Annotated in this window: 22 protein-coding genes; 8 read left to right on the plus strand and 14 right to left on the minus strand. The window is 71.3% G+C overall.

The window, feature by feature from the left end:
* Positions 1 to 70 precede the first annotated feature (70 nt).
* A complete protein-coding gene (locus tag VHA72_RS12785; protein ID WP_325575792.1) occupies positions 71 to 1,198 on the plus strand; it encodes an AI-2E family transporter in 1,128 nt (375 codons plus the stop codon).
* Here VHA72_RS12785 and VHA72_RS12790 read toward each other — a convergent pair.
* The gene (locus tag VHA72_RS12790) at positions 1,195 to 2,199 is read right to left on the minus strand and encodes an EamA family transporter (protein ID WP_325575794.1); all 1,005 of its coding nucleotides are present in this window, start codon (positions 2,197 to 2,199) and stop codon (positions 1,195 to 1,197) included. The two genes, VHA72_RS12785 and VHA72_RS12790, sit on opposite strands and share 4 nt — an antisense overlap.
* Positions 2,200 to 2,236: 37 nt before the next feature.
* Between VHA72_RS12790 and VHA72_RS12795 the strand changes: the two genes are divergently transcribed.
* Positions 2,237 to 2,773, plus strand: coding sequence for a CGNR zinc finger domain-containing protein (locus tag VHA72_RS12795; RefSeq protein ID WP_325575796.1), 537 nt, complete (start codon positions 2,237 to 2,239; stop codon positions 2,771 to 2,773).
* Positions 2,774 to 2,776: 3 nt separating this feature from the next.
* On the opposite strand, the gene VHA72_RS12800 is transcribed toward VHA72_RS12795, so the two are convergent.
* The 4 genes from VHA72_RS12800 to VHA72_RS12815 all read right to left on the minus strand — a co-directional run bounded on the left by VHA72_RS12800 (position 2,777) and on the right by VHA72_RS12815 (position 6,227).
* Positions 2,777 to 3,862, minus strand: coding sequence for a hypothetical protein (locus tag VHA72_RS12800; RefSeq protein ID WP_325575797.1), 1,086 nt, complete (start codon positions 3,860 to 3,862; stop codon positions 2,777 to 2,779).
* Positions 3,855 to 4,364 (minus strand): SigE family RNA polymerase sigma factor, encoded by a 510-nt coding sequence (locus VHA72_RS12805; RefSeq protein WP_325575799.1) that lies wholly within the window; start codon positions 4,362 to 4,364, stop codon positions 3,855 to 3,857. Before VHA72_RS12805 ends, VHA72_RS12800 begins: the two co-directional genes overlap by 8 nt.
* A gap of 63 nt (positions 4,365 to 4,427) precedes the next feature.
* Positions 4,428 to 5,201 (minus strand): alpha/beta fold hydrolase, encoded by a 774-nt coding sequence (locus VHA72_RS12810; protein ID WP_325575801.1) that lies wholly within the window; start codon positions 5,199 to 5,201, stop codon positions 4,428 to 4,430.
* 54 nt (positions 5,202 to 5,255) lie between these two features.
* Positions 5,256 to 6,227: a helix-turn-helix transcriptional regulator gene (locus VHA72_RS12815; RefSeq protein ID WP_325575803.1), complete on the minus strand. Its 972-nt coding sequence runs from the start codon at positions 6,225 to 6,227 to the stop codon at positions 5,256 to 5,258.
* Between the two features lie 62 nt (positions 6,228 to 6,289).
* On the opposite strand from VHA72_RS12815, the gene VHA72_RS12820 reads away from it, so the two are divergent.
* Together VHA72_RS12820 and VHA72_RS12825 are read left to right on the plus strand one after the other, a co-directional pair.
* Complete coding sequence (locus VHA72_RS12820) at positions 6,290 to 6,862, plus strand: DinB family protein (RefSeq protein ID WP_325575805.1); 573 nt, start codon at positions 6,290 to 6,292, stop codon at positions 6,860 to 6,862.
* A 1-nt stretch (position 6,863) separates the two neighbouring features.
* A complete protein-coding gene (locus tag VHA72_RS12825; RefSeq protein WP_325575807.1) occupies positions 6,864 to 7,463 on the plus strand; it encodes a DinB family protein in 600 nt (199 codons plus the stop codon).
* Between the two features lie 24 nt (positions 7,464 to 7,487).
* On the opposite strand, the gene VHA72_RS12830 is transcribed toward VHA72_RS12825, so the two are convergent.
* Both VHA72_RS12830 and VHA72_RS12835 read right to left on the minus strand, forming a co-directional pair.
* The gene (locus tag VHA72_RS12830) at positions 7,488 to 8,078 is read right to left on the minus strand and encodes a TMEM175 family protein (RefSeq protein WP_325575809.1); all 591 of its coding nucleotides are present in this window, start codon (positions 8,076 to 8,078) and stop codon (positions 7,488 to 7,490) included.
* Entirely contained in the window at positions 7,993 to 9,540 is a 1,548-nt protein-coding gene (locus VHA72_RS12835) for an MFS transporter (RefSeq protein WP_325575811.1), read from the minus strand. Before VHA72_RS12835 ends, VHA72_RS12830 begins: the two co-directional genes overlap by 86 nt.
* A gap of 127 nt (positions 9,541 to 9,667) precedes the next feature.
* Between VHA72_RS12835 and VHA72_RS12840 the strand changes: the two genes are divergently transcribed.
* A complete protein-coding gene (locus VHA72_RS12840; protein WP_325575813.1) occupies positions 9,668 to 11,407 on the plus strand; it encodes a putative bifunctional diguanylate cyclase/phosphodiesterase in 1,740 nt (579 codons plus the stop codon).
* A 29-nt stretch (positions 11,408 to 11,436) separates the two neighbouring features.
* On the opposite strand, the gene VHA72_RS12845 is transcribed toward VHA72_RS12840, so the two are convergent.
* Together VHA72_RS12845 and VHA72_RS12850 are read right to left on the minus strand one after the other, a co-directional pair.
* On the minus strand, positions 11,437 to 12,606 hold the full coding sequence (locus VHA72_RS12845) for a 3-hydroxyacyl-CoA dehydrogenase family protein (RefSeq protein ID WP_325575815.1): 1,170 nt from the start codon (positions 12,604 to 12,606) through the stop codon (positions 11,437 to 11,439).
* Positions 12,607 to 12,628: 22 nt separating this feature from the next.
* Positions 12,629 to 13,153: a GNAT family N-acetyltransferase gene (locus tag VHA72_RS12850; RefSeq protein WP_325575817.1), complete on the minus strand. Its 525-nt coding sequence runs from the start codon at positions 13,151 to 13,153 to the stop codon at positions 12,629 to 12,631.
* Between the two features lie 25 nt (positions 13,154 to 13,178).
* Here VHA72_RS12850 and nucS point away from each other — a divergent pair, with 25 nt between their 5' ends.
* Positions 13,179 to 13,862, plus strand: a complete 684-nt coding sequence (gene nucS, locus VHA72_RS12855; protein WP_325575819.1) for an endonuclease NucS — start codon at positions 13,179 to 13,181, stop codon at positions 13,860 to 13,862.
* A gap of 431 nt (positions 13,863 to 14,293) precedes the next feature.
* Positions 14,294 to 15,565 carry a hypothetical protein gene (locus tag VHA72_RS12860; protein ID WP_325575821.1) on the plus strand — a complete coding sequence of 424 codons (1,272 nt, stop codon included), beginning with the start codon at positions 14,294 to 14,296 and terminating at the stop codon, positions 15,563 to 15,565.
* Positions 15,566 to 15,585: 20 nt separating this feature from the next.
* On the opposite strand, the gene VHA72_RS12865 is transcribed toward VHA72_RS12860, so the two are convergent.
* The 5 genes from VHA72_RS12865 to VHA72_RS12885 all read right to left on the minus strand — a co-directional run bounded on the left by VHA72_RS12865 (position 15,586) and on the right by VHA72_RS12885 (position 20,664).
* Positions 15,586 to 16,110 (minus strand): ferritin, encoded by a 525-nt coding sequence (locus tag VHA72_RS12865; RefSeq protein WP_325575823.1) that lies wholly within the window; start codon positions 16,108 to 16,110, stop codon positions 15,586 to 15,588.
* A gap of 36 nt (positions 16,111 to 16,146) precedes the next feature.
* Entirely contained in the window at positions 16,147 to 16,329 is a 183-nt protein-coding gene (locus tag VHA72_RS12870) for a hypothetical protein (RefSeq protein ID WP_325575825.1), read from the minus strand.
* Positions 16,330 to 16,575: 246 nt separating this feature from the next.
* Positions 16,576 to 18,603, minus strand: a complete 2,028-nt coding sequence (locus VHA72_RS12875; RefSeq protein ID WP_325575827.1) for an ethylmalonyl-CoA mutase — start codon at positions 18,601 to 18,603, stop codon at positions 16,576 to 16,578.
* Between the two features lie 73 nt (positions 18,604 to 18,676).
* Positions 18,677 to 18,985, minus strand: a complete 309-nt coding sequence (locus VHA72_RS12880) for an STAS domain-containing protein (RefSeq protein ID WP_325575829.1) — start codon at positions 18,983 to 18,985, stop codon at positions 18,677 to 18,679.
* 134 nt (positions 18,986 to 19,119) lie between these two features.
* A complete protein-coding gene (locus VHA72_RS12885) occupies positions 19,120 to 20,664 on the minus strand; it encodes an FUSC family protein (protein ID WP_325575830.1) in 1,545 nt (514 codons plus the stop codon).
* Positions 20,665 to 20,698: 34 nt separating this feature from the next.
* Between VHA72_RS12885 and VHA72_RS12890 the strand changes: the two genes are divergently transcribed.
* On the plus strand, positions 20,699 to 21,313 hold the full coding sequence (locus VHA72_RS12890; RefSeq protein WP_325575832.1) for a cob(I)yrinic acid a,c-diamide adenosyltransferase: 615 nt from the start codon (positions 20,699 to 20,701) through the stop codon (positions 21,311 to 21,313).
* Positions 21,314 to 21,427: the final 114 nt, after the last annotated feature.

Genomic DNA, 21,427 nt, shown 5'->3' on the forward strand with positions numbered 1-21,427 from the left:
AGCTGGCCTCCCTCAGCGAGCTCGTCGCCGGGTTCGGCAAGGACGAGGAGCCGGACGAGCGGGACGGCGAGTGACGCAGGCGGCGGAGGTCGGCCCCGAGCCGGAGGAGGAGCCTGCCCTCGGCGCCGGTCAGGAGGACGAGCCCGCTCTCGGCCGGCCCGGACCGGCCTTCGACCGCAAGGCGCCGTACGTCGCCGGGCTCCTCGCCGGACTCGGCCTACTGACCGCTGTGGCGGCTGGCAAGGTGCTGCTGACCATCAGCGGCGTGCTGGTGGAGATCGTGGTCTCGCTGTTCATCGCGGCCGGACTGGACCCGCTGGTCCGCGTCCTGGAGCGGCGCGGACTGCGCCGTTCCGCGGCGGTCGTGGTGGTCATCGTGGGCGTACTGGCGGTGCTGGCGCTGTTCCTGGTCGCCTTCGTTCCGGTGATCGCCGACCAGGTGACCGCGATCGGCCGCAATGCGCCCGGCTGGCTGGACGACCTCCAGCACAACCACCGGGTCCAGTCGCTGGACGACCAGTACCACGTGATCGAGAAGCTGAAGTCGTTCGTCACCGGCGGCGACTTCGTCAGCAAGGTCTTCGGCGGCGTGCTCGGCATCGGCCTGGCCGTGCTCGGCGCACTGCTCAACGCGTTCGTCATCACCGTCCTCACGCTCTACTTCCTGGCGTCGTTCCAGAGCACCAAGGCAGCCGTCTACCGGCTGGCCCCGGCGTCACGCCGTGACCGGGTGACCCGGCTGGGCGATCGGATCTTCGAGGGCATCGGCGGCTACGTGTCGGGCGCCTTCCTGGTGGCACTGTGCGCCGGCGTCTCCTCGCTGGTGTTCCTGCTCGTCGTCGGGGTGAGCCAGTACGCCGTCGCGCTCGCCTTCGTGGTCATGGTCACCGACGTGATCCCGATGATCGGCGCGACCATCGGCGCCGTGATCGTGACAGCGATCTGCTTCACCAACTCGGTCGAGACCGGCGTCATCGCGGCGATCTTCTACATCGCCTACCAGCAGTTCGAGAACTACGTGATCTATCCGCGGATCATGTCCCGCTCGGTCGACATCCCCGGCGTGGTGACGGTGATCGCCGCCTTGGTCGGCGCCTCGCTGCTCGGCGTGGTCGGCGCGCTCCTGGCCATCCCGACCGCCGCGGCGATCCTGATGCTGATCCGCGAGGTCTTCGTGCGGGCCCAGGACGAGCGCTAGCGCGACTCACCCGCGGGCAGCGGCACGCCGTCCACGGGATCGGACGCGCCGAGCGTCGGCTCGCCCGCCTTGACCGCGATCACTCCGGCCAGGATGAGCAGGCCGCCGACGAGCTGCACGACCCGCGGCAACTCGCCGAGCAGCGCCCAGGCGAACAGCACGCTGGCGACCACCTCGAAGAGCGCGACGAAGCTGGCCAGCCGCGGCCCGAGCACGCGCCCGGCGGCGATGCCGGTGGCGTAGGCCAGCGCCGCGGTCACCGCGCCGAGCACCAGGACCGCGCACCACCACGGCACCTCGGCGTGGGCCAGCGTGACCGTCCCGGTCGCCGCCTGCAGCGGCATCAGGTGTGCCGCCCCGAGGACCGCGAGCACGACGGCGCCGGCCACCAGGCCAAGCCAGGCCAGCGCCAGCGGCGGCAGGTCGATGCCGCCCTCGGCGTTGAGCAGGAAGTACGCGACCGCGCCCACCATCGCACCCAGCGCCCACAGCACGCCGACCAGGCTCAGCCCGGCTCCCCCACCGACCAGGTCGAGCACCAGCACCAGCCCGAGCGCGGCCACCACGGCACCGGTCACCGTGGTCATCGACGGACGCTGCCCGTGCCGCAGCCACAGCCACAGCACGACGGCGGCCGGTGAGGTGTACTCGACCAGAATCGCCGGGGCGACCTCCATGTGCTGGACGGCGGAGAAGTAGCAGAACTGGGTCGCCGCCACCGCCAAGAGACCATAGCCGGCGATCGCGGGCAGCTCCCTGCGCAGCACCACGACGCTCACCCGGCCACGCATCGCGCGCAGCCCGAACGGCGCGAGCACCGCCGCCGCCACGCCGACCCGGACCAACACCACCGCCCCCGGCGTCCAGCCGATCGCGAACAGGCTGGTCGCGATCGAGCCGGACATGCTGAAGCTCACCGCCGACACCGCCGCCAGCAGCAGGCCGACGCCGAGCCGCTCGGCCCGCGCCGACACCGCCTCGTCATGGGTGACAGTGCTCATGGAGCATGACTACGGCCGCGTCAGGTAACCTGTCAACGTGGTTTTCGCCCATGACACCCAGGTCGCGCTGCTGGCCGCTGTCGCGCTGGTCAACACGGCCGGGTCGCCCGACACGATGACGACGGTGGCCGAGCTCGACGCGTTCTTCGAGCGCTTCGACTACACCGGGCGACACGAGCGCACCCGTGCCGAGCTGGACCAGGTCCGCGCCCTGCGGCCGCGGCTGCGCGGGCTGCTCGTCGCCGGCCGGGACGAGGCGGCCGGCGAGGTGAACGCGATCCTGCGCGAGGCCGACGCCGTACCCCGGCTGGTGCGTCATCCCCCGCTGGACTGGCACATCCACGCGGTGCCGCCCGAGGCTCCGCTCGCCACCCGGATCGCGGTCGAGACTGCGATGGCGATGATCGACGTGATCCGCGCCGACGAGCACTCCCGGTTGGGGGTGTGCGCCGACGCCGAGTGCGACGGGCTGGTCCTGGACCTGTCCCGCAACCGGTCGAAGCGGTTCTGCTCGGTCGCCTGCGGCAACCGCAACGCGGTGGCGGCCTACCGGGCACGACAGGCCCGGTCCTGATTCTCACCGCGCGATGAACCGCCCCGGTACGTCGATCAGCGGGCTGGCATGCAGCACCGCGTTGACGCCGTCGACGGCCCAGGGCAGGACGTCGGCCGAGGTCAGCCGGTGCTGCTCCCCCGATGCGTCGGCGATGCTCGGGCAGGACATGTCGACCACGTAGTCACGACTCTGCGAGCCGGAGCCGGTGAGGTGCAGCAGCACCCACTCCCCGCCACTGGCGCCGTAACAGCTGTACTCGCCCATCGGCTTCGCCGCCGCGACCGCGTCGACCAGCTGCTTGGCCGGACCGAGCGGCAGGTCCTCGGCGTACAGCAGGCGGTAGCCGGTCGTGGTGGCGGCGCCGTCAGCGGACGCGTAGGCACAGACCGTCAGCGAGGACGGCACGAACCGCCCGTTGCCCCGGGCCGACGGTGTCGGCGGCAGTGCCAGACTCGCGGGGCATGCGGCCTGCTTGATGCGGTGCGCCGAGGACAGGATGCCCACCCGCAGATTCGCGTCGTCGCTGGCCACGGTCACGGTGGTGCCGGCGACCTTCCGGGTCTCCTGCACCCAGCCCCCGCCGAGGTCGACGGTGCCGACCGGTACGTCGGCACCCAGCCAGAGGTAGGGGATGCCCGACTCGGACAGCGTCGGCGTCGGGCAGGACGAGGCCTGGTCGATCGGCCTGCCGACGTAGCCCGGCAGCGGCTCGGTGCCGGTCAGCCGGTGGCCGTCGGCGTCGACGTGCGGCCCGACGCCGCACGCCTTCGGGGCACCGCCCCAGCCCCAGGTCGTCGGCACGTAGACGCCGACGTTCTGCCACACCTCGAGCCGGTAGCCGCCGGCGACCGTGGGCGCCTGCTGGGACGGGGGCGCGACCGGCGGCACCGTGGCGACTGGGGCGGCCCCGTGTTGGCGCAGCAGCAGGGTGCCGCCGCCGGCCACGACCAGGACCGCCAGCGCGGTGGCCCCCATCATCCTGCGGATACGGCGCCGGTGCGCCACCCGCACCCGCGGCCCGAGCGGGACCGCCGTCTCCGCCTCCTGGGAGATCCGCTCCAGGCCTTCGCGCAGGATCCGCGCGGGGTCGGTCGTCGGGTCACTCATCGTCGTCCTCCTTGCCCAGCTCGCCCCGCAGCGCCGTCAGCGCGCGGTGCACGTGCGAGCGCGCGGTCGCCTCGGCGCAGCCGAGCAGCGCCGCGATCTCGCGATAGTCCAGGTCCTCGTAGAAGCGCAGCACCACGGCGGCCCGCTGGACCGGCGGCAGCGCGGCGCACAGTCGCCGTACGACGTCGGCGCGGGCCACCTCCTCGGCCGGGTCGCCGGACGCGGTGACGCGCACCTCCCCCACCACGCTCACCCGTCGGCGCCAGCGCCGCCAGGCGGAGATGTGCTCGTGCACGATCATCCGACGCACGTACGCCTCCGGGTCGCCGGCGCGGGCGATCCGCGACCAGCGGGCCAGGGCGCGTTCCAGCGCGCTCTGCACCGCGTCCTCCGCCTCGCTCTGACCGCCGGTGAGCAGGTAGGCGAAGCGCAGCAGCGCCGGGGACCGCACCGCCACCCAGGCGTCGAACGACCCCGCGGCACGGGTCGGTCGATCGCTCACCTGCACATCCACGCACGACTCACGCTCCGGCGCGAGCGTTCGTTGCAGCCGGGAGGCGGATTTCTAGTCGACGAAGCGGCGCAGTACGTCGAGGAACACCTCGGGCTGCTCCGAGTGCACCCAGTGCCCGGCGCCCTTGATCGTGACCAGCCGCTTGCGCGGGAACAACCGGCCCATGGCCGCGTCGTACTCCGGCCTGACGTAGTCCGACTCGGCGCCGGCGACCCACAGCACCGGGCCGTCGTAGGGCCGCACCACCGCCGACTCGGGCCAGCCGGCGAGGAGGCCCAGGCTGGCGCCGAGCACGTCGAGGTTCATCTGCCAGCGCCAGCCGTCTTTGTCGCGGCGCAGGTTCTGCAGCAGGAAGCCGCGCACCGCAGGGTCGGGCACGGCCGAGGCGAGCGCGTCGTCGGCCTGTTGCCGGGTGTGGATGGCGGCCAGGTCCAGGCCGCGCATCGCGGCCACGAAGCCCTCGAAGACGGCGGTGCGTCGGTAGTCCACCGGCGAGATGTCCACCACGCACAACCGCTCGACGAGCTCGGGGCGGCGCAGCGCGAGCAGCATCGCCACCTTGCCGCCCATGGAGTGCCCGACCACGGCCGCCGGCCCCTCCTCGGCCAGCAGCGCGGCGACGTCGTCGGCCATCGCGGCGTAGTCGAACCGCTCCCGCCACGGCGAGCGGCCATGGTGGGGCAGGTCGACGAGCACGGTGCGGTGCGCGGGAGCGAGCGCCTTGGCGATCTGGGTCCAGTTGCGGCCCTGGCCGAAGAGGCCGTGCAGGAACACCACCCGGCTGCCACTCTCGCCGTACCGGAGCGTGGTGAGGTCGGAGCTCACCGATCGAGGCCGTCGCGCAGCAGGACCACTCCACCCATGGCGGTAACTCTAGAGTCAGGCCGACGACTCGGCGACGGCGCCAGCCGCCACCAGCCGCCGCCCGAGCTCGGCCGCGAGACCGCGCACCTCCTCCGGCTCGAGCACCTCGAAGGCGAACCCGAGCAGGGCGACGTGGAGCAGCACGAACGCGGGGTCGGCACCACCCGCCGACAGCACGCAGCGACCCTCCTCCGCCGGCTCGACCACGGCGACCGTCGCCGGCACCCGGCCGCGCACCGTGGCGGCGTCCGCGTGCAGCAGGATCCGCACCCGATGGGGGTACGGCGCCACGCTGATCGACCGCTGCACCAGCGCCACCGGGTCGGGATGGTCGCGCGGGCGGTAGCGGAACGTCGTCGCCCGGGCATCGTGCAACCGGTCCAGGCGGAACGTCCGCCAGTCCGCGCGGTCGAGGTCGTAGGCGACGAGGTACCAACGCCGCCCGGTCGCGACGAGACGGTACGGCTCCGCGCGGCGGACGCTGGCGGAGCCGGTCCGGTCGGCGTACCCGAACTCGACCCGGAGCCGGTCGCGGCACGCCCGCGCCAGCACGAGCAGCGCGTCGGCGTCCACCTCGACACGGCCGCCGTCGAGGGTGGCGATGGCGCCCTGCAGGGCGCGCACCTCCGCGCGCAGCCGCCCGGGCAGGACCTGGTCAAGCTTGGCGAGGGTGCGCACCGCCGCCTCGCTGGCCCCGGTGACGGTTCCGCCGGCCGCGAGCCGCAGCGAGACGGCCGTGGCGATCGCCTCCTCGTCGTCCAGCAACAGCGGCGGGAGCGCCTTGCCGGCGCCGAGCCGGTAGCCGCCGCCTCGGCCCGGCGCCGCGTTGACCGGATAGCCCAGGTCGCGCAGCCGGTCGACGTCACGGCGCACGCTCCGGACGGTCACGCCGAGTCGGCCGGCGAGCTCAGGCCCCGTCCACACCGGGCGCTGTTGCAGCAGCGCCAGCAGGCGAAGGACGCGTTGCGTCGTGCCGGTCTCGGGCATGGGGACATGCTCTCATGAGATAGCGGACCGATTCTGTCCTCATAGGACGGCAGAGTGAGTGCATGACCTTCTGGAACGAGCAGCTCCTAGACCAGTTCGACTTCCACTGGCAGCACCAGCTCCGACCGCGGCTGGCGGGGCTGAGCGATGACGAGTACCTCTGGGAACCGGTGCCGGGCGCCTGGAACGTCCGGCCGCGCGGCACCTCCACCGCACCCATGAGCGCCGGCACGGGGCCGTTCACCATCGACTGGGCCTGGCCCGAGCCGGTGCCGGCTCCCGTCACGACCATCGCCTGGCGACTGGGCCACGTGCTCGTCGGCTGCCTGGCGATGCGCACCGCCTCCCACTTCGGCCGGCCGCCGGTCGACTACGACAGCTTCCGGTACGCCGGCACCGCGGCCGAGGCGCTGGCCCAGCTCGAGGAGGAGCTGGCCCGCTGGCGTGACGGCGTCCGCGGCTGGGACGACGACGCGCTCCGGCAGCCGTGTGGGCCGGCCGAGGGGCCCTTCGCCGACGCACCGCGGGCGGCCCTCGTCCTGCATATCCACCGCGAGCTGATCCACCACCTGGCCGAGGTCAGCCTGCTGCGCGACCTCTACACCCACGCCCACCCGACCACCGAGGAGAACTGACATGCCCACCCACGCCGTGCCCGTCGCCGACGAGCGCTCCGCCATCATCGCCTTCCTCGGCCAACAGCAGGACGCCTTCCGCAGCGTCGCCTACGGGCTCACCGACGACCAGGCCGGCACCCGCTCCGTGCCGAGCTCCGAGCTGACAGTCGGGACGCTGGTCAAGCACGCGACCCAGGCACAGCAGAACTGGCTCACCACCGCCCTGAGCGCCCCGGAGCGGCGCCGCGACGACCGCTCCGAGGCCGAGCGGTTCGCCGAGCACCAGGACGGCTTCACCTGGCACGAGACCGACACGCTCGCCGAGGTCCTGGCGGCGTACGACGAGGTCAGCGCCGCCGTACTCGACGCGGTCGCCACCCTCGACCTCGACACGGCGGTCCCCGTTCCGGAGGCGCCGTGGTTCCCGAAGGACGTGGCGGCGTGGTCGGTGCGCTGGGTGTGGTTCCACCTCATCGAGGAACTGGCCCGTCACGCCGGCCACGCCGACATCCTGCGCGAGGCCCTGGACGGCGCCACCATGTACGAGCTCGTCGCGGGTCGCGAGGGCTGGCCGGCGACGCCGTGGCTCACGCCGTGGCAGCCGCCGGTGCCTGCGTGAGCGAGCCGCGATCGGCGGGTGGGGCTACGGCGTCTCCGAGCGCTGGGCCAGCCAGCGCTCCACTCGCCGGTCGGGCACCAGCCACATCAGCGCCACCGCGACGTACGGGATCTGGCCCAGCCAGGGCTGCACGAACGACAGTGCGATCCCGAGGACGTAGAGCGGTGGACTGATCTTCTCCTTCACGCTGCCGCCCAGCGCCTCCTGCAGGTTGCGGCCGCCCGGCAGCCGGCCGATCGTCACGGTGAGCAGGAAATAGGCGACGGCGGCGCCGAGCAGGTTGATCCCGTACGCCGCGGTCGGGTCGGTGGCGACGTGGGTCTCGTCCATCCAGTCGGTGGTCAGCGGCAGCAGCGAGAGCCAGAACAGCAGGTGCAGGTTGGCCCACAGCACCACGCCGTCGACCTCATCGACGACGTGGAACAGGTGGTGGTGGTTGCTCCAGTAGATGCCGACGTAGACGAAGCTGAGCAGGTAGCTGAGCAGGTTCAGCCCGGTCTGGTGGAAGAAGGCGCCGAACGTCTTCTCGTCAGGCAGGTGCAGCTCCAGCACCATGATGGTGATGATGATCGCGAGGACCCCGTCGCTGAACGCCTCCAGGCGGCTGCTGCGCATGGGTGTCATTCTCCCCCGGTTCGTCCTCCGCCGTCAGCGGCTGGGCGATGCTCTCCAGCGCCTGGCCCTCGGCCTTGACGCCGAGGAACGCCTCGACCAGCCCGCCGCCGACCATCAGGGCCGCACCGACGAAGTAGCCGACCGCGACCGGGGTGATGTCCTTCTGAGCCGAGGCGCGGTCGATCAGCCAGCCGAAGAACAGCGGACCGCTGATGCCGCCCGCGGCGGTGCCGATGGCGTAGAAGAACGCGATGCACAGCGCCCGGGTCTCCATCGGGAAGACCTCGCTGGCGGTGAGGTACGCCGAGCTCGCCCCCGCCGAGGCGATGAAGAAGACGATGGCGCCCATCAGCGTCAGCGTCACCGCCGACAGGCCGCCGAGCATCAGCCCGGTGACCGCGAGCAGCACCCCGGAGACGACGTACGTCCCGGTGATCATCCGGACCCGGCCGACCCGGTCGAAGAGCGGGCTGAGCAGCAGCGCACCGGCGAAGTTGCTGGCTGCGAACACGGCGAGATACCAACCGGTCTGCTTCACGCTCAGGAAGGTGGACAGGGTGTCGCCGTAGGTGAAGAAGAACGCGTTGTAGAGGAACGCCTGCCCCACGAAGAGGCTGAAGCACAGCACGGTACGGCGCGGGTAGCGGCTGACGACCGTGCGGGCGATGGTGCCGAATCCGATCGATCGCCGCTGCCGGATCGTGATCGTCTCGTCGACGTCCTCCAACTGCTCGCCGGTCTCCTCGGCGACGGTGTCCTCGACCTCGCGGACGATCCGCTCGGCCTCCTCGTCGCCGCCGTGGATGAACAGCCAGCGCGGCGACTCCGGCACGTTGCGGCGCACCAGCAGGATCCCGACCGCGAGCACCGCGCCGAGGCCGAAGGCCAGCCGCCAGCCGTAGCGGGCATCGATCACGCTGGGGTCCAGCAGCGGGATGGTCAGCAGCGACCCACCCGCGGCACCCACCCAGAACGAGCCGTTGATGGCGACGTCCACCCGGCCCCGGAACCGCGCGGGGATGAGCTCGTCGATCGCGGAGTTGATGGCGGCGTACTCGCCGCCGATCCCGGTGCCGGTGAAGAACCGGGCGATGAAGTACCACAGCGGGTTGAGCGAGAACGCGGTGAGCACGGTGGCGCAGGTGTAGACCCCGAGCGTGACCAGGAACAGCCGCTTGCGGCCGAACCGGTCGGTGAGCTGACCGAAGAAGAGTGCCCCGACGCAGGCGCCGGCGACGTAGGAGGCCCCAGCGAAGCCGATGTCCCAGCCGGACATGCCCAGCCCGGTGCTGTGTGGCTTGAGCGCGTCGGACATCGAGCCGACGATGGTGACCTCGAGCCCGTCGAGGATCCAGACGGTGCCGAGTCCGATCACCACCAGCCAGTGCCAGCGCGCCCAGGGCAGCCGGTCCAGGCGGGCCGGGATGTCGGTGGTGATCCGGCCCGTCTCGACGCTGCTCATGCCCCGGCTGGTACCCGTGCGCGGCTCCCGACATGATCGCCCGGGACTTGAGCGGTTCCTCCTGGAGTTGGCCCGATGTTCATCCGGGCGGGCTCACCCCGGAGCGCTGGGCACCGATGCAGCAGATGTGACCGAGGTGCCCCTGCCCGTCTCCGACCTGACCACCGTGCGGGTACCGACCCTGCGCGAGCTCAGCCTGCTCATCCCGGCTCTGACCGCCGACACGTCCCTGCGCGAGGTGGAGCAGCGCTTCCGCGAGGACCCCGACCTGCGCGCCGTCGCGGTCACGTCGCATCGCGGCCATGCGCTGCTCACCCGGTTGCGGCTGGAGTCGCTGCTCAGCGGCCGCCTCGGCTACGGCCGCGCGCTGCTGTCCCGCGCGCGCGTCGGGGACGTCGTGGAGTTCGGTGGCGTCTACCTCGACGCCGACCAGTCCCTGCGCGACGCCGCTTCCACACTCCTGGCCGGGCCGGAGAGCCTGCGCGAGGAGGACGCGCTGGTCCTGTACGCCGACGGCCGCACCGCGGTCGCACCCGTCGCGCGGATCTTCCGGGAGGTCGGCATCGTGTTTCGCGAGATCGCGCTGCGCGATCCGCTGACCGGCCTGCCCAACCGCCGCATGCTCGACGAGTGGGGCAATGAGCTGCTCGCCGCGGGCGGCGATCCGAGCCGGCTGGCCGTGCTCTATGTCGACCTGGACGGCTTCAAGGGCGTCAATGACACCCTCGGCCATCAGGCCGGCGACCTGCTGCTCCTGGCGTTCTCACGCCGCATCGCCCGTGCCGTGCGCCCGGTCGATGTCGTGGGACGGCTCGGCGGTGACGAGTTCGCCGTACTCCTCCACGAGGTCGACGAGGCCACCGCCACCGCCGTCGCAGACCGGGTCGTCCAGGCCGCGCTGCAGCCGTTCTCCATCCAGGATCGCCAGCTCTACCTGTCGGCCAGCGTGGGAATCGCGGTCGGCCGCGACCTGCCGGTGGCGCCCGGGCGGAGCCCACTGGATGCCCTGCTGCAGCAGGCCGACGCCGCCATGCTGCGGGCGAAGCGGGCCGGCAAGGCGCGCACCGGCCGACTGCCCAGCGCGGCGGCCACCGACGCCCGCTCCCGGCAGGCCCTGATCCGCGGCCGCCTGCATCACGTCCTGGAGCATGGCGGCCTGCAGCTGCACTACCAGCCCAAGCTCGACCTCCGCAGCGGCCGCATCGAGTCGGTGGAGGCGCTGCTGCGCTGGACCGACGACGAGTTGGGCCCCGTCCCACCGGACGAGCTGATCCCGGTCGCGGAACACACCGGCCAGATCACCGCACTCGGTGCGTGGGTGCTGCGTGAGGCGTGTGCCCAGGCACGAATCTGGTACGACGAGGGCCGCGACTGGGCCGTCGCGATCAACGTCTCGCCCGTGCAGCTCGCCGCCACCGGCCTGGTCCACAGTGTGCTCGAGGCGCTCGACGAGGCCGGCATCCCACCGCGCCTGCTCCAGATCGAGGTGACCGAGAGCAGCGCAGTGATCGACATGGCGCTGGCGGTGGAGCAACTGGCCGATCTGCAGGCCGCGGGGGTGGTGGTCCACCTTGACGACTTCGGCACCGGCTACTCGTCGCTGGCGATGCTGCGCCGGCTCCCGGTCAGCACCCTGAAGATCGACCAGAGCATCGTCGGGCGGATCGACTCCGACGAGGCCGACGCCCAGCTGCTCTCCGGCGTGATCGGCGCCGCCCACACCCTCGGGCTGACGGTCGTCGCCGAGGGGGTGGAGCGGGACGCGCAGCTGACCCGGCTGCGCGCGCTCGGCTGTGACGTCGCACAGGGCTATCTGATCAGCCGACCGATGCCGCCCGCCGAGCTCGTCGGGCGGGTGGGTCGGTAGCTGGATCAGGAGGTCGATCAGGAGGTCGATCAGTAGGTGTGGAAGCCCTCGCCGGTCTTGCGGCCCAGCTTGCCCTCGGCGACCTTCCGCTCGAGGGTTGCCGCCGGAGCCAGGCCGGGCTCCTTGAACTCGGCGTACAGCTCCTTCTCGATCGCCAGCGAGACGTCATTGCCGACCACGTCGAGCAGCTCGAAGGGCCCCATCGGGAAGCCGACCTGCTCCTTGATGGCCGCGTCGATGGTGCCCAGCTCCGCGCCGCTCTCGGCGAGCTTGATGGCGTCGTTGAGGTAGGGGAACAGCAGCGCGTTGACGATGAACCCGGAGCGGTCGCCGCAGCTGACGCCGACCTTGCCGACCTTGGCGGTCAATGCCTTGACGGTCTCGTCCACCTCGGCACTGGTGTGCACCGTCGTGACGATCTCGACGAGTTTCATCACCGGCGCCGGGTTGAAGAAGTGCATGCCGATGACGTCGCTGGGCCGCGAGGTCGTCTCCGCGAGCTGGGTGATCGGCAGGCTGCTGGTGGTGGTCGCCAGGATCGCGCCCGGCTCAAGGATCGCGTCGAGGTCCTTGAACAGCTCGGTCTTGATCGCCAGGTCCTCGGCGATGGCCTCGATCACGAGGTCGACGCCGGCCAGCGCGGCGCGGTCGGAGGAGCCGGTGAGGCGACCCAGCACCGCGGCCTTGTCCTCCTCAGTGCCCTTGCCCTTGGCGATGGCGCGGTCCAGGTTCTTGGTGATGTAGCCGACGACGCCGTCGAGCTTGTCCTGGCTGCGGCCGACGAAGACCACGTCGTAGCCGGCCTGGGCGAAGACCTGGACGATGCCACTGGCCATGGTGCCGGTACCGACCACGCCGATGGTCGTGATGTCGTGCTTGAACGCCGGGACGGGGGCGTTCGCGGCGCCGCCGCCACCGGTGAACGAACCGCCCTCGTCGGCGACCTTCTCCAGCAGCGCGACCGGCTTGTGCAGGTTGTCGCCGGTCTCGGCGAAGCGGGCGGCCAGCGCGTCCCGTACGACGGCCGGACCCACCGAGTCGAGGTAGGCCAGCGGGCCGGCCGGATAGCCGCAGCCGAAGCGCATGCCGTTGTCGATGTCCGTGGCGGTGGCGTACTCGTCCTGGAGGAACTTCACCGCCTGGTTCAGGTACGGGAAGACCAGGGTCTGGGCGATCTGCTCATTCGTCTGCTCGGCCATAGGCGAAGCCTGCCCGATCTCACTACTCGCGGGTAACCCCTTGCGATGTGACGCCCGCCACCATCAGGGTCCGGGTGCCGTAGCGATGCAGCCCCAGGCCGTATTCGAGCTTGACCGCGGCATCCTCGAAGGCGCACCGAGGCTGGATCGAGGTGAAGCCGAGCCGGGAGTAGAACGGCGCGTTCCACGGCACTTCGCGGAAGGTCATCAGGGTCATCTCCCGATAGCCGTTGCCGGCGGTCTCGCGCGCCGCTGCCTGGATCAGGGCGGTGCCGATGCCCTGACGCTGCCACTCCGGCCGCACCGAGAGCTGGTCCAGGTGGGAGCAGCCGTCCCACTCCAGCACGTGGGCGAAGCCGTACGGCGGCTCGCCCTCCTCGGCAGGCCCGGCCACCAACACGAAGCCCGGCGCCGCCGCCCGCTGCCTGCCGGCGGTGGGCTCATGCCACTCGGTCGCGCCGAAGTACTCGACGTAGAGGCTGTCCGCGGCATCCTCGATGGCCTCGAGCGCGTCGAGGTCCGCGCGGGTCGCCTTCCTGATCTCCATGGGGGCCACTGTAGATTCCTCGGCCGTGAGACTCGTCGTTGCCCGGTGCCAGGTCGACTACGCGGGTCGGCTGACCGCCCACCTGCCGATGGCGACGCGGGTGCTCATGATCAAGGCCGACGGCTCGGTGCTCGTGCACTCCGACGGCGGCTCCTACAAGCCGCTCAACTGGATGTCCCCGCCGTGCTCGCTGCGCGAGGGCACCGCCGAGGACGGCCGGGTGGAGTGGACGGTGACCTCGAAGACGGACGACCAGCTGCGGATCCTGATCGAGGAGGTCCTGCACGACTCCTCGCACGACCTGGGCGTGGACCCCGGCCTGCAGAAGGACGGCGTGGAGAAGCACCTGCAGGAGCTGCTCGCCGAGCACCCGGCCACGCTCGCGCCCGGCCTCACGCTGGTGCGCCGCGAGTTCCCGACCGCGATCGGCCCCGTCGACCTGATGTGCCGCGACGCCGCCGGACTGTCGGTGGCGGTGGAGATCAAGCGCCGCGGCGAGATCGACGGCGTCGAACAGCTCACTCGCTACCTGGAGCTGCTCAACCGCGACCCGCTCCTCACCTCCGGCGGCCCGGTGCGCGGCATCTTCGCCGCCCAGGCCATCAAGCCGCAGGCCCGGGTGCTGGCCGAGGATCGCGGCATCGCCTGCGCGGTGGTCGACTACGACGCGCTGCGTGGGCTGGACAACGCCGAGGACCGGCTCTTCTGACGACCTCGTGGTGATACTCGGGCTGGGCGCTCCTCGACCCCGCTCCTTGATCGTCTTGATCGTCGAGGTTCCTGGACCCGGCCGGCGCGGGGACGGCCTCCGGCCAGCGCCGTACCGATGACGCGACCGGCACTGGTGGCCAGCGAGCCGAGCGCGACGGCACCGGGCAGGTCCTCGGCGGGCACGAGTGCGTTGCCCAGCAGCGCCACGGCGGGACCGTCGACGGTGGCGATCACGCCGGCGAGCAGCGTCAGGGTGACGCGGCGGCGATGACGTACTCCAGGAAGCGGCCGGGCGGTCGAAGGCTAGCCGCCCTGGCGCGCCCGCCCCGTGCCGAGACCAGGGTCCCGGGCCGGCCGACGATCGGTCGGTTTCAACCGGCGGCGCGAGGGCATGCTCTGGTCACCGTCCATCCCCGTGAGGAGACCTCGATGCCCCGACCGACCCTGCTGCGGCTGCTGGCCGCCGCGATCCTCAGCATCGGGCTCGTCGCGGCAGCCCCCGGCACCAGCTCGCCGGCGAGCGCGCACGCGCCGAAGGCGAAGGGCACCACGAACGTCCTGGTGGTCCAGCTGTACTGGAAGGGCACCACCCCCACCGACACCACCGACTACATGCAGCAGGTCATCACCGGGCCCAACGCGTGGTATCGCACCGTCTCGCACGGCAAGTACGGCATTACCGGTGCCGTCACCCCGCCCCTGGCCGTCAAGCGACTCAAGTGCAGCGTGAAGAACAAGTGGACCTCGAAGATGGCTCACGAGGCGACCAAGGCCGCCGCCCACGCCGGCTACAAGCCGAAGCACTACGGCCGCCTGGTCGTGGTCGTGCCGTGCTCGATGAAGAAGTACGACGGTTGGGGCCAGGAGCCGGGCCACACCGTGTGGCTGTTCAACGTGCCGCCCGCGCAGCCGGTGGTCCCGCCGACGAAGCCGGCCGGCACGAAGGAGACCACCAGCGTCACCAACGTCGGCCCGGCGACGTTCTACAAGTGGACCTTCACCTGGCCCGACGGCTCCTACGAGTGGCACACCGCCGGCACCCTCAACGTGAACCCGATCGGCCGACCGGTGCATGAGATGGGCCACAACCTCGGGCTGGACCACGCCCACCTGCTGAAGTGCACCAAGAACGGCGTCGCGGTCTCCTTCGGCGGCCACTGCAAGACCATCGAGTACGGCGACCCCTACGACACCATGTCGAGCACGGTGGTGGCCGGCAGCTTCAGCGCCTACCGCCTACTCAAGCTGCACTGGCTCGACGGCACGGCCAAGAAGGTCAAGAAGCACAAGGGCACGTTCACCCTCTCACCGCTGGAGGGCGCGGGCGGCGTCAAGACGCTGGAGATCAAGGGGCACAAGCGGACGTACTGGGTGGAGTTCCGCACCAACCAGGGCGTGGACGCCCCGTTCGACCCCGCTCAGCTGGGTGTGCTGGTCCGCTACACCAAGCCCGGCTCGAGGGCGACCTGGCTGGTCGACGCGATGCCCGGCAGCAGCCGCGCCTGGGATCTGGACAACCACGTCTACGGCCTGACCGACGCCGACCAGTCCGAGCTCCTGCCCGGCCACACCCTGACCACCCCGGAGGGCATCAAGATCACCACCGTCGCCCAGGCAGGCGGCAGCGCCACCGTCCAGGTCACCCGGCCGGGGCATCACAAGAAGCACCACCACCACAAGAAGCACCACCACAAGCACTGAGGCGGTGCCGGGCGGCCAGGTCAGGCTCCGGCGACCCTCGGAGCGGTCGGATCCGTGCCGTCGGAGTCGGCGTTGCGGGCGACGTACTCCTCGATCTGCTCCACGTCGTGCTGATTGCGGGTGACCACCGCGAGCAGGTCGGACATGGTCGCGACCTCCTCGACCTGCTCCTTGATGAACCAGCTGATGAACTGCTCGGAGGCGAAGTCGACCTCCTCGCGCGCGATCCGGTAGAGCTCGTTGATCTGCTCGGTGACGCGCTTCTCCTGCTCCAGTGCGAGCGCCACCGGGGCGACGACGTCCTCGAAGGAGTTGAGCACGGCCGGTACGGCGGGGAACTCCACCGGCGCACCGGTGTCGAGCAGGTACTGCACCATCATCAGCGCGTGCTCGCGCTCCTCGGCCGCCTGGCGGTAGAAGAACGCCGCCATCTGGGGCAGCGTGAGCGCGTCGTAGTACACCGCGCAGGCGAGGTACTGGTTGTGTGCCGCCAGCTCGTTCCCGATCTGGACGTTGAGCTGGGCGGCGAAGCGGGCGGCTACCACGGGACTCCTCGGGTGGGGTGCTGCGGACGTGAGGGCTCAGGCTGCCTTGCGCAGCTGCTTCTTGGTCACCTTACGGCCATCGACGCGGACGAGCTTGCGCCTCTTGACGGTGTAGCCGACGGGCAAGGTGCCCTCCTTGAGCATGCGCAGCGGACAGCGGTCGCACCGCTTCTTCGACTCGCAGCACTCCGTCTTCGGCAGCTTCCGGGGCTTGGCCACGGCGGCAGCCTAGCACGAAGTTAGGCCAGGCTAACTTTACTTTGCGACGGCCTCGCGCAGCAGTCGCCGAGCGACCGCGAACGCGTTTCCACAGCCATCTCACCTCCGACTGACACCGCCTCGTCGGCCTACCTAGGCTGGGCTCACCCTCTCGGACACCCAGGAGCCAGCATGCCGATGGCGCCCTGGTCGAGATCCTGCGGTTGCCCGAGGCCTCGTGAGGATGTCTCACATCGCCACGGCGACTCAATCGAGTCCGTTGGCCTTCCGGATGACGTCGACGAAGCCACCCATGATCTCGGTCAGGCCGAAGTCCTTGGGGGTGTACACGGCCGCGACACCCAGCTCCTTGAGCGCCCTGCCGTCGGAGTCCGGGATGATCCCGCCGACGACCACCGGCACATCGCCGAGACCGGCCTCCGTGAGCTTGTCCAGCACGTCGGGCACCAGCTCCATGTGCGAGCCGGAAAGGATGGAGAGCCCGACGAGGTGGACGTCCTCGGCCACGGCCGCGGCGACGATCTGCTCGGGCGTGAGCCGGATGCCCTGGTAGATCACCTCGAAGCCGGCGTCGCGAGCGCGCACCGCGATCTGCTCGGCACCGTTGGAGTGGCCGTCGAGGCCGGGCTTGCCGATGAGCACGCGCAGCCGGCCACCCAGCTCCTCGCCGGTCCTCGCCACCCGCTCGCGTACGGCGGTCAGCTCGGCGCCCGCCTCCGCCACACCGACCGCGCCGGAGACGCCGGTCGGGGCGCGGAACTCGCCGAACACCTCGCGCAGGGTGGCGGCCCACTCCCCCGTGGTCGCGCCGGCGCGCGCGGCGGCGAGGGTATAGGGCATCAGGTTCTCGCTGCCCTTGGCGGCCGCGGCCAGCGCGGCCAGCGCCTCGTCCACCTCGGCCTGGTCGCGCTGCGCTTTCCAGGCACGCAGCGACTCCAGCGCGGCCGCCTCGGCCTTCGGGTCGGCGGTCTGGATCGCGGCGTCGAGGTCAGCGGTCAGCGGGGAGGGCTCGGTGGTGTCGAACTTGTTGACGCCGACGATGATCTCCGAGCCCTCCTCGATCGCGGCCCGACGGCGAGCGTGCGAGGAGACCAACTCGGACTTCATGTAGCCCGAGTCGACGGCGGCGATCGCGCCGCCCATCGCCTGGACCCGGTCGATCTCGGCCTTGGCGCCCTCGACCAGCTCGCGGACCTTGGCCTCGACGACGGGCGAGCCGTCGAAGAGGTCGTCGTACTCCAGCAGGTCGGACTCGTAGGCGAGCACCTGCTGCAGGCGTAGCGACCACTGCTGGTCCCACGGCCGCGGCAGACCCAACGCCTCGTTCCAGGCCGGCAGCTGGACGGCGCGAGCGCGGGCCTTCTTCGACAGCGTGACGGCCAGCATCTCCAGCACGATCCGCTGGACGTTGTTCTCCGGCTGTGCCTCGGTCAGACCGAGGCTGTTCACCTGGACGCCGTAGCGGAAGCGGCGCATCTTCTCGTCGGTGACGCCGTAGCGCTCACGGGTGATCTGGTCCCACAGCTCGACGAAGGCGCGCATCTTGCACATCTCCTCGATGAAACGGACCCCGGCGTTGACGAAGAACGAGATCCGGCCGACGACCTTCTCGAAGTCGCCGTCGGAGACCTGACCGGAGTTCTTCACCTGGTCGAGCACGGCGATCGCGGTGCACATCGCGTAGGCGATCTCCTGCACCGGCGTGGCGCCGGCCTCCTGCAGGTGATAGCTGCAGATGTTGATCGGGTTCCACTTCGGGATCTGGTGGACCGTGTAGGCGATCATGTCGCTGATCAGCCGCAGCGAGTGCTCCGGACCGAAGACATAGGTGCCCCGCGAGAGGTACTCCTTGATGATGTCGTTCTGGGTGGTGCCGGCGAGCTTGGCGGCGACCTCCTCCGGCGACAGGTCGGGGTTCTGCTCCTCGGCCACGACCTGGTACATCGCCAGCAGCCACATCGCGGTCGCATTGATCGTCATCGAGGTGTTCATCTCGGTGAGCGGGATGCCCTCGAACAGCTTGCGCATCTCCCCCAGGTGCGGCACCGGCACGCCGACCTTGCCGACCTCGCCCTTGGCGAGCGGGCTGTCGGGGTCGTAGCCGGTCTGGGTGGGCAGGTCGAAGGCGACGCTCAGCCCGGTCTGGCCCTTGGCGAGGTTGGTCCGGTAGAGCGCGTTCGACGCCTCGGCCGTGGAGTGGCCGGCGTAGGTACGCATGACCCAGGGGCGGTCCTTGGCCGGACGGCTCTGCTCGCTGCTGGTGGGCTCGCTCATGGGACGGAGACTAGGCCCTCGTTTACCCGCTGGTAACCCGTCTCCCGTGTGGAATATCCCACTCGGCGCCGACTCACGCCGTGGCGGCGGACCGCTCCACCTCGAGCACGCGGATCAGCCGGGACAGGTGCAGCATCCGGCGTACGGCGGGGCAGCAGCCGCGCAGCATCAGATGCTGCCCGCGCCCGGTGGCATAGCGGGTGGCGACGGCGAGCACCCGCAGCGCCGTCATGTCGATGGTCGTGACCTGACTCAGGTCGAGCACGACGTCCTGGTCGTGACCGTCGAGGTGCTCATAGATCGCGCTGCGCACCTCCCACGTGCTGCGAACGTCGAAGTCGCCGCTGAGCACCAGCGTGGGTCCGTCGGTGTAGATCTCCACGTGCGTTGCTCCCGTCTCCCGAGAAGTGAGCCGATCCCTCGGTACCCCAAAGTGACGAGGGACACCACTCACTATGACGCGACGAGAGCCCGATGGGTTGCACCACACTCGCCACTTTCGCAACAGATGTCGCCTCAGCCGCCGCCGAGCCGCCGCCAGACGTCGCGGGTGAAGGCGGCGTCCAGCTCCGCGAGCAGCTCGTCGGCGCGGTCGAGCACGTCCAGCCCGGTGGCCGCCCGGGAGTTCGTGGGCACGTCCGGATCGGCGGCGGGCTCGACGGGCAGGTCGCCGCGCATCCGGCGTCGTACCGCCCCGACCTGGCGGGCCCAGGAGCCGAGCACCCGGCGATGCGCCAGGAGTACGTCGCCGGGCAGCTCCGCCACCTCACCCAGCGCACGGCCCAGCGCCCGCAGCAGCGCGACGAGGTCCGCCGGATGCGCGGCCGGCCCGCGGTGCAGCGTCCGGCGATGGAGCAGGTAGGCCGGCTCGAGCAGCTCGAGCTGGGCCACCGCGAAGCGCAGCCCGTGGCCGGCCGCTTCGACGCCCTCGCCGGTGCGCAGCGCCCCGAGCAGCTCGCTCACCGCGGCGAGCCCGTCGGCCCAGCGGCGTCGGAAGGCGTCCCGGCTGCGCACCGGGAGCACCAGCCAGGACGCGGCCACCCCGACCAGTGCGCCCAGGGCCACCCCGAGGAGCCGGTCGCCCAGCTGGCCGACGCCGCCGATCCCGAAGTAGCCGTGCAGCAGCGCCAGCATCGCGGTGGCGGCACCGGCCCAGTAGGCATAGCTGACCTGCCGGGCCCACAGCGCGACCCCCATGACCGCGAACAGCAGCACGATCGCCCAGCGGTCACCGGCCGGGAACAGGTCGGCCACCAGCGTCGCCACCGCGGTGCCGACCAGTGCACCGCCGAGCCGCAGCACGCCCTTGTGCAGGACGTCGCCGCGGCCGCGGTTGCCGCTGCACACGACGTAGCAGCTCAGCACCAGCCATGGCCAGTGCTCGGGGAACAGCCACCGCCCAACCGCGTAGGCCGTCGCCAGTCCGACGGCGAGCTGGGCCGCCATCCGGGTGCTCGCCGACAACCGACCCGGTCGACCCGGCCGCGCGCGGGCCGGGTCGGTAGGCGTCGGTGCCACGAGCGGTGGCTCCAGGAAGCCCGTCACCCAGGCCAGCACATGGGCCGCCAGCGCCCATGCGAACGCGACCAGCGCGAACAGCGCCGGCCACAGCGTCCGGGCCGTGGCGGCCGACACCGGGACCGGCACCACCAGCAGCGCGATGAACGGCAGGCTGGCGATGGTGCCGATCCGGCTCCACGTGGCGCCGTACCGCCTGATCCAGATGGCGCCGGAGAGCACGGCCACGAAGACCGCGCCGCCGAGGACCTGGTGGTGGGCCAGCAGCCAGCCGACCGCCGTGGCGGCGAGCGCGATCACGGGCAGCGCGACCATCCGCAACAGGTACGGCGCGGCCGCCCGGGGCCGCTCCCGCGAGACCACCCGGCCCAGCGTCAGGGTGAGCACGACCGCGAGCACGACGACGTCCAGATGCAGTCCGGCCGCGACCTCGATCCGCCAAGCGGTCAACCAGCTGCCGAGGACGGCGAGCATCGTCACGGCCGCGGGCCGCCACGACGGCAGCGTCGTGCCTGCCCGGGCGCGCAGGGTGGTCGAGGTCATGGTGAGCCCAGTCTGCTCCATCTAGGCTCCGACCATGGTCAACCTGACGCGCATCTACACCCGCACCGGCGATGCCGGGCACACCCGGCTCGGCGACATGAGCGAGACGACGAAGACCGACCTGCGGCTGGCGGCGTACGCGGACGTCGACGAGGCCAACGCGACCATCGGCGTCGCGATCGCCGGCGGCGGGCTGGACGACGACGTCGTGGCGGTGCTGACCCGCATCCAGAACGACCTCTTCGACGTCGGCGCCGACTTCGCCACGCCGGTCGTCGTTGCGAAGCAGGCGGGGAGCGAAGCGACCGACGCCGAGAACCCGGAGTTCCCGCCGCTGCGCGTCAAGCAGGAGTACGTCGACCGGCTCGAGCAGCTGTGCGACCGGTACAACGACGACCTGAGCAAGCTGCGCAGCTTCATCCTCAGCGGCGGCACCCCGGCCGCGGCCCAGCTGCACGTCGCGCGGACGGTCGTGCGGCGGGCCGAGCGGGCCGCGTGGGCAGCGTACGAGGTGCACGGCGAGACCATGAACGACCTGGCCATCAAGTACCTCAACCGGCTCTCGGACCTGCTGTTCATCCTGGCCCGGCACGCCAACCGCGAGCGCGGCGACGTGCTGTGGGTGCCGGGCGGCGTCGCGACCGAGTGAGGCCGACGGCGAGCTCGCTCGTGCTGTCGTGCCGAGCGAGGGAGCAGCAGCGCGAAGCGCTGCAGCGCTGAGGTCATCCGCTCCGGTCGCTTGCCCAGCGCCGAGCGCATGACG

Source organism: Nocardioides sp. (assembly GCF_035547795.1).
GTDB lineage: Bacteria > Actinomycetota > Actinomycetes > Propionibacteriales > Nocardioidaceae > Nocardioides.

Coding starts and splice junctions, on each gene's coding strand:
- VHA72_RS12860 (WP_325575821.1), top strand. CDS start 14,294: ATGCCCCGACCGACCCTGCTGCGGCTGCTGGCCGCCGCGATCCTCAGC.
- VHA72_RS12830 (WP_325575809.1), bottom strand. CDS start 8,078: ATGCGCAGCAGCCGCCTGGAGGCGTTCAGCGACGGGGTCCTCGCGATC.
- VHA72_RS12790 (WP_325575794.1), bottom strand. CDS start 2,199: ATGAGCACTGTCACCCATGACGAGGCGGTGTCGGCGCGGGCCGAGCGG.
- VHA72_RS12850 (WP_325575817.1), bottom strand. CDS start 13,153: ATGGAGATCAGGAAGGCGACCCGCGCGGACCTCGACGCGCTCGAGGCC.
- VHA72_RS12875 (WP_325575827.1), bottom strand. CDS start 18,603: ATGAGCGAGCCCACCAGCAGCGAGCAGAGCCGTCCGGCCAAGGACCGC.
- VHA72_RS12835 (WP_325575811.1), bottom strand. CDS start 9,540: ATGAGCAGCGTCGAGACGGGCCGGATCACCACCGACATCCCGGCCCGC.
- VHA72_RS12885 (WP_325575830.1), bottom strand. CDS start 20,664: ATGACCTCGACCACCCTGCGCGCCCGGGCAGGCACGACGCTGCCGTCG.
- VHA72_RS12800 (WP_325575797.1), bottom strand. CDS start 3,862: ATGAGTGACCCGACGACCGACCCCGCGCGGATCCTGCGCGAAGGCCTG.
- VHA72_RS12845 (WP_325575815.1), bottom strand. CDS start 12,606: ATGGCCGAGCAGACGAATGAGCAGATCGCCCAGACCCTGGTCTTCCCG.
- VHA72_RS12825 (WP_325575807.1), top strand. CDS start 6,864: ATGCCCACCCACGCCGTGCCCGTCGCCGACGAGCGCTCCGCCATCATC.
- VHA72_RS12815 (WP_325575803.1), bottom strand. CDS start 6,227: ATGCCCGAGACCGGCACGACGCAACGCGTCCTTCGCCTGCTGGCGCTG.
- VHA72_RS12890 (WP_325575832.1), top strand. CDS start 20,699: ATGGTCAACCTGACGCGCATCTACACCCGCACCGGCGATGCCGGGCAC.
- VHA72_RS12820 (WP_325575805.1), top strand. CDS start 6,290: ATGACCTTCTGGAACGAGCAGCTCCTAGACCAGTTCGACTTCCACTGG.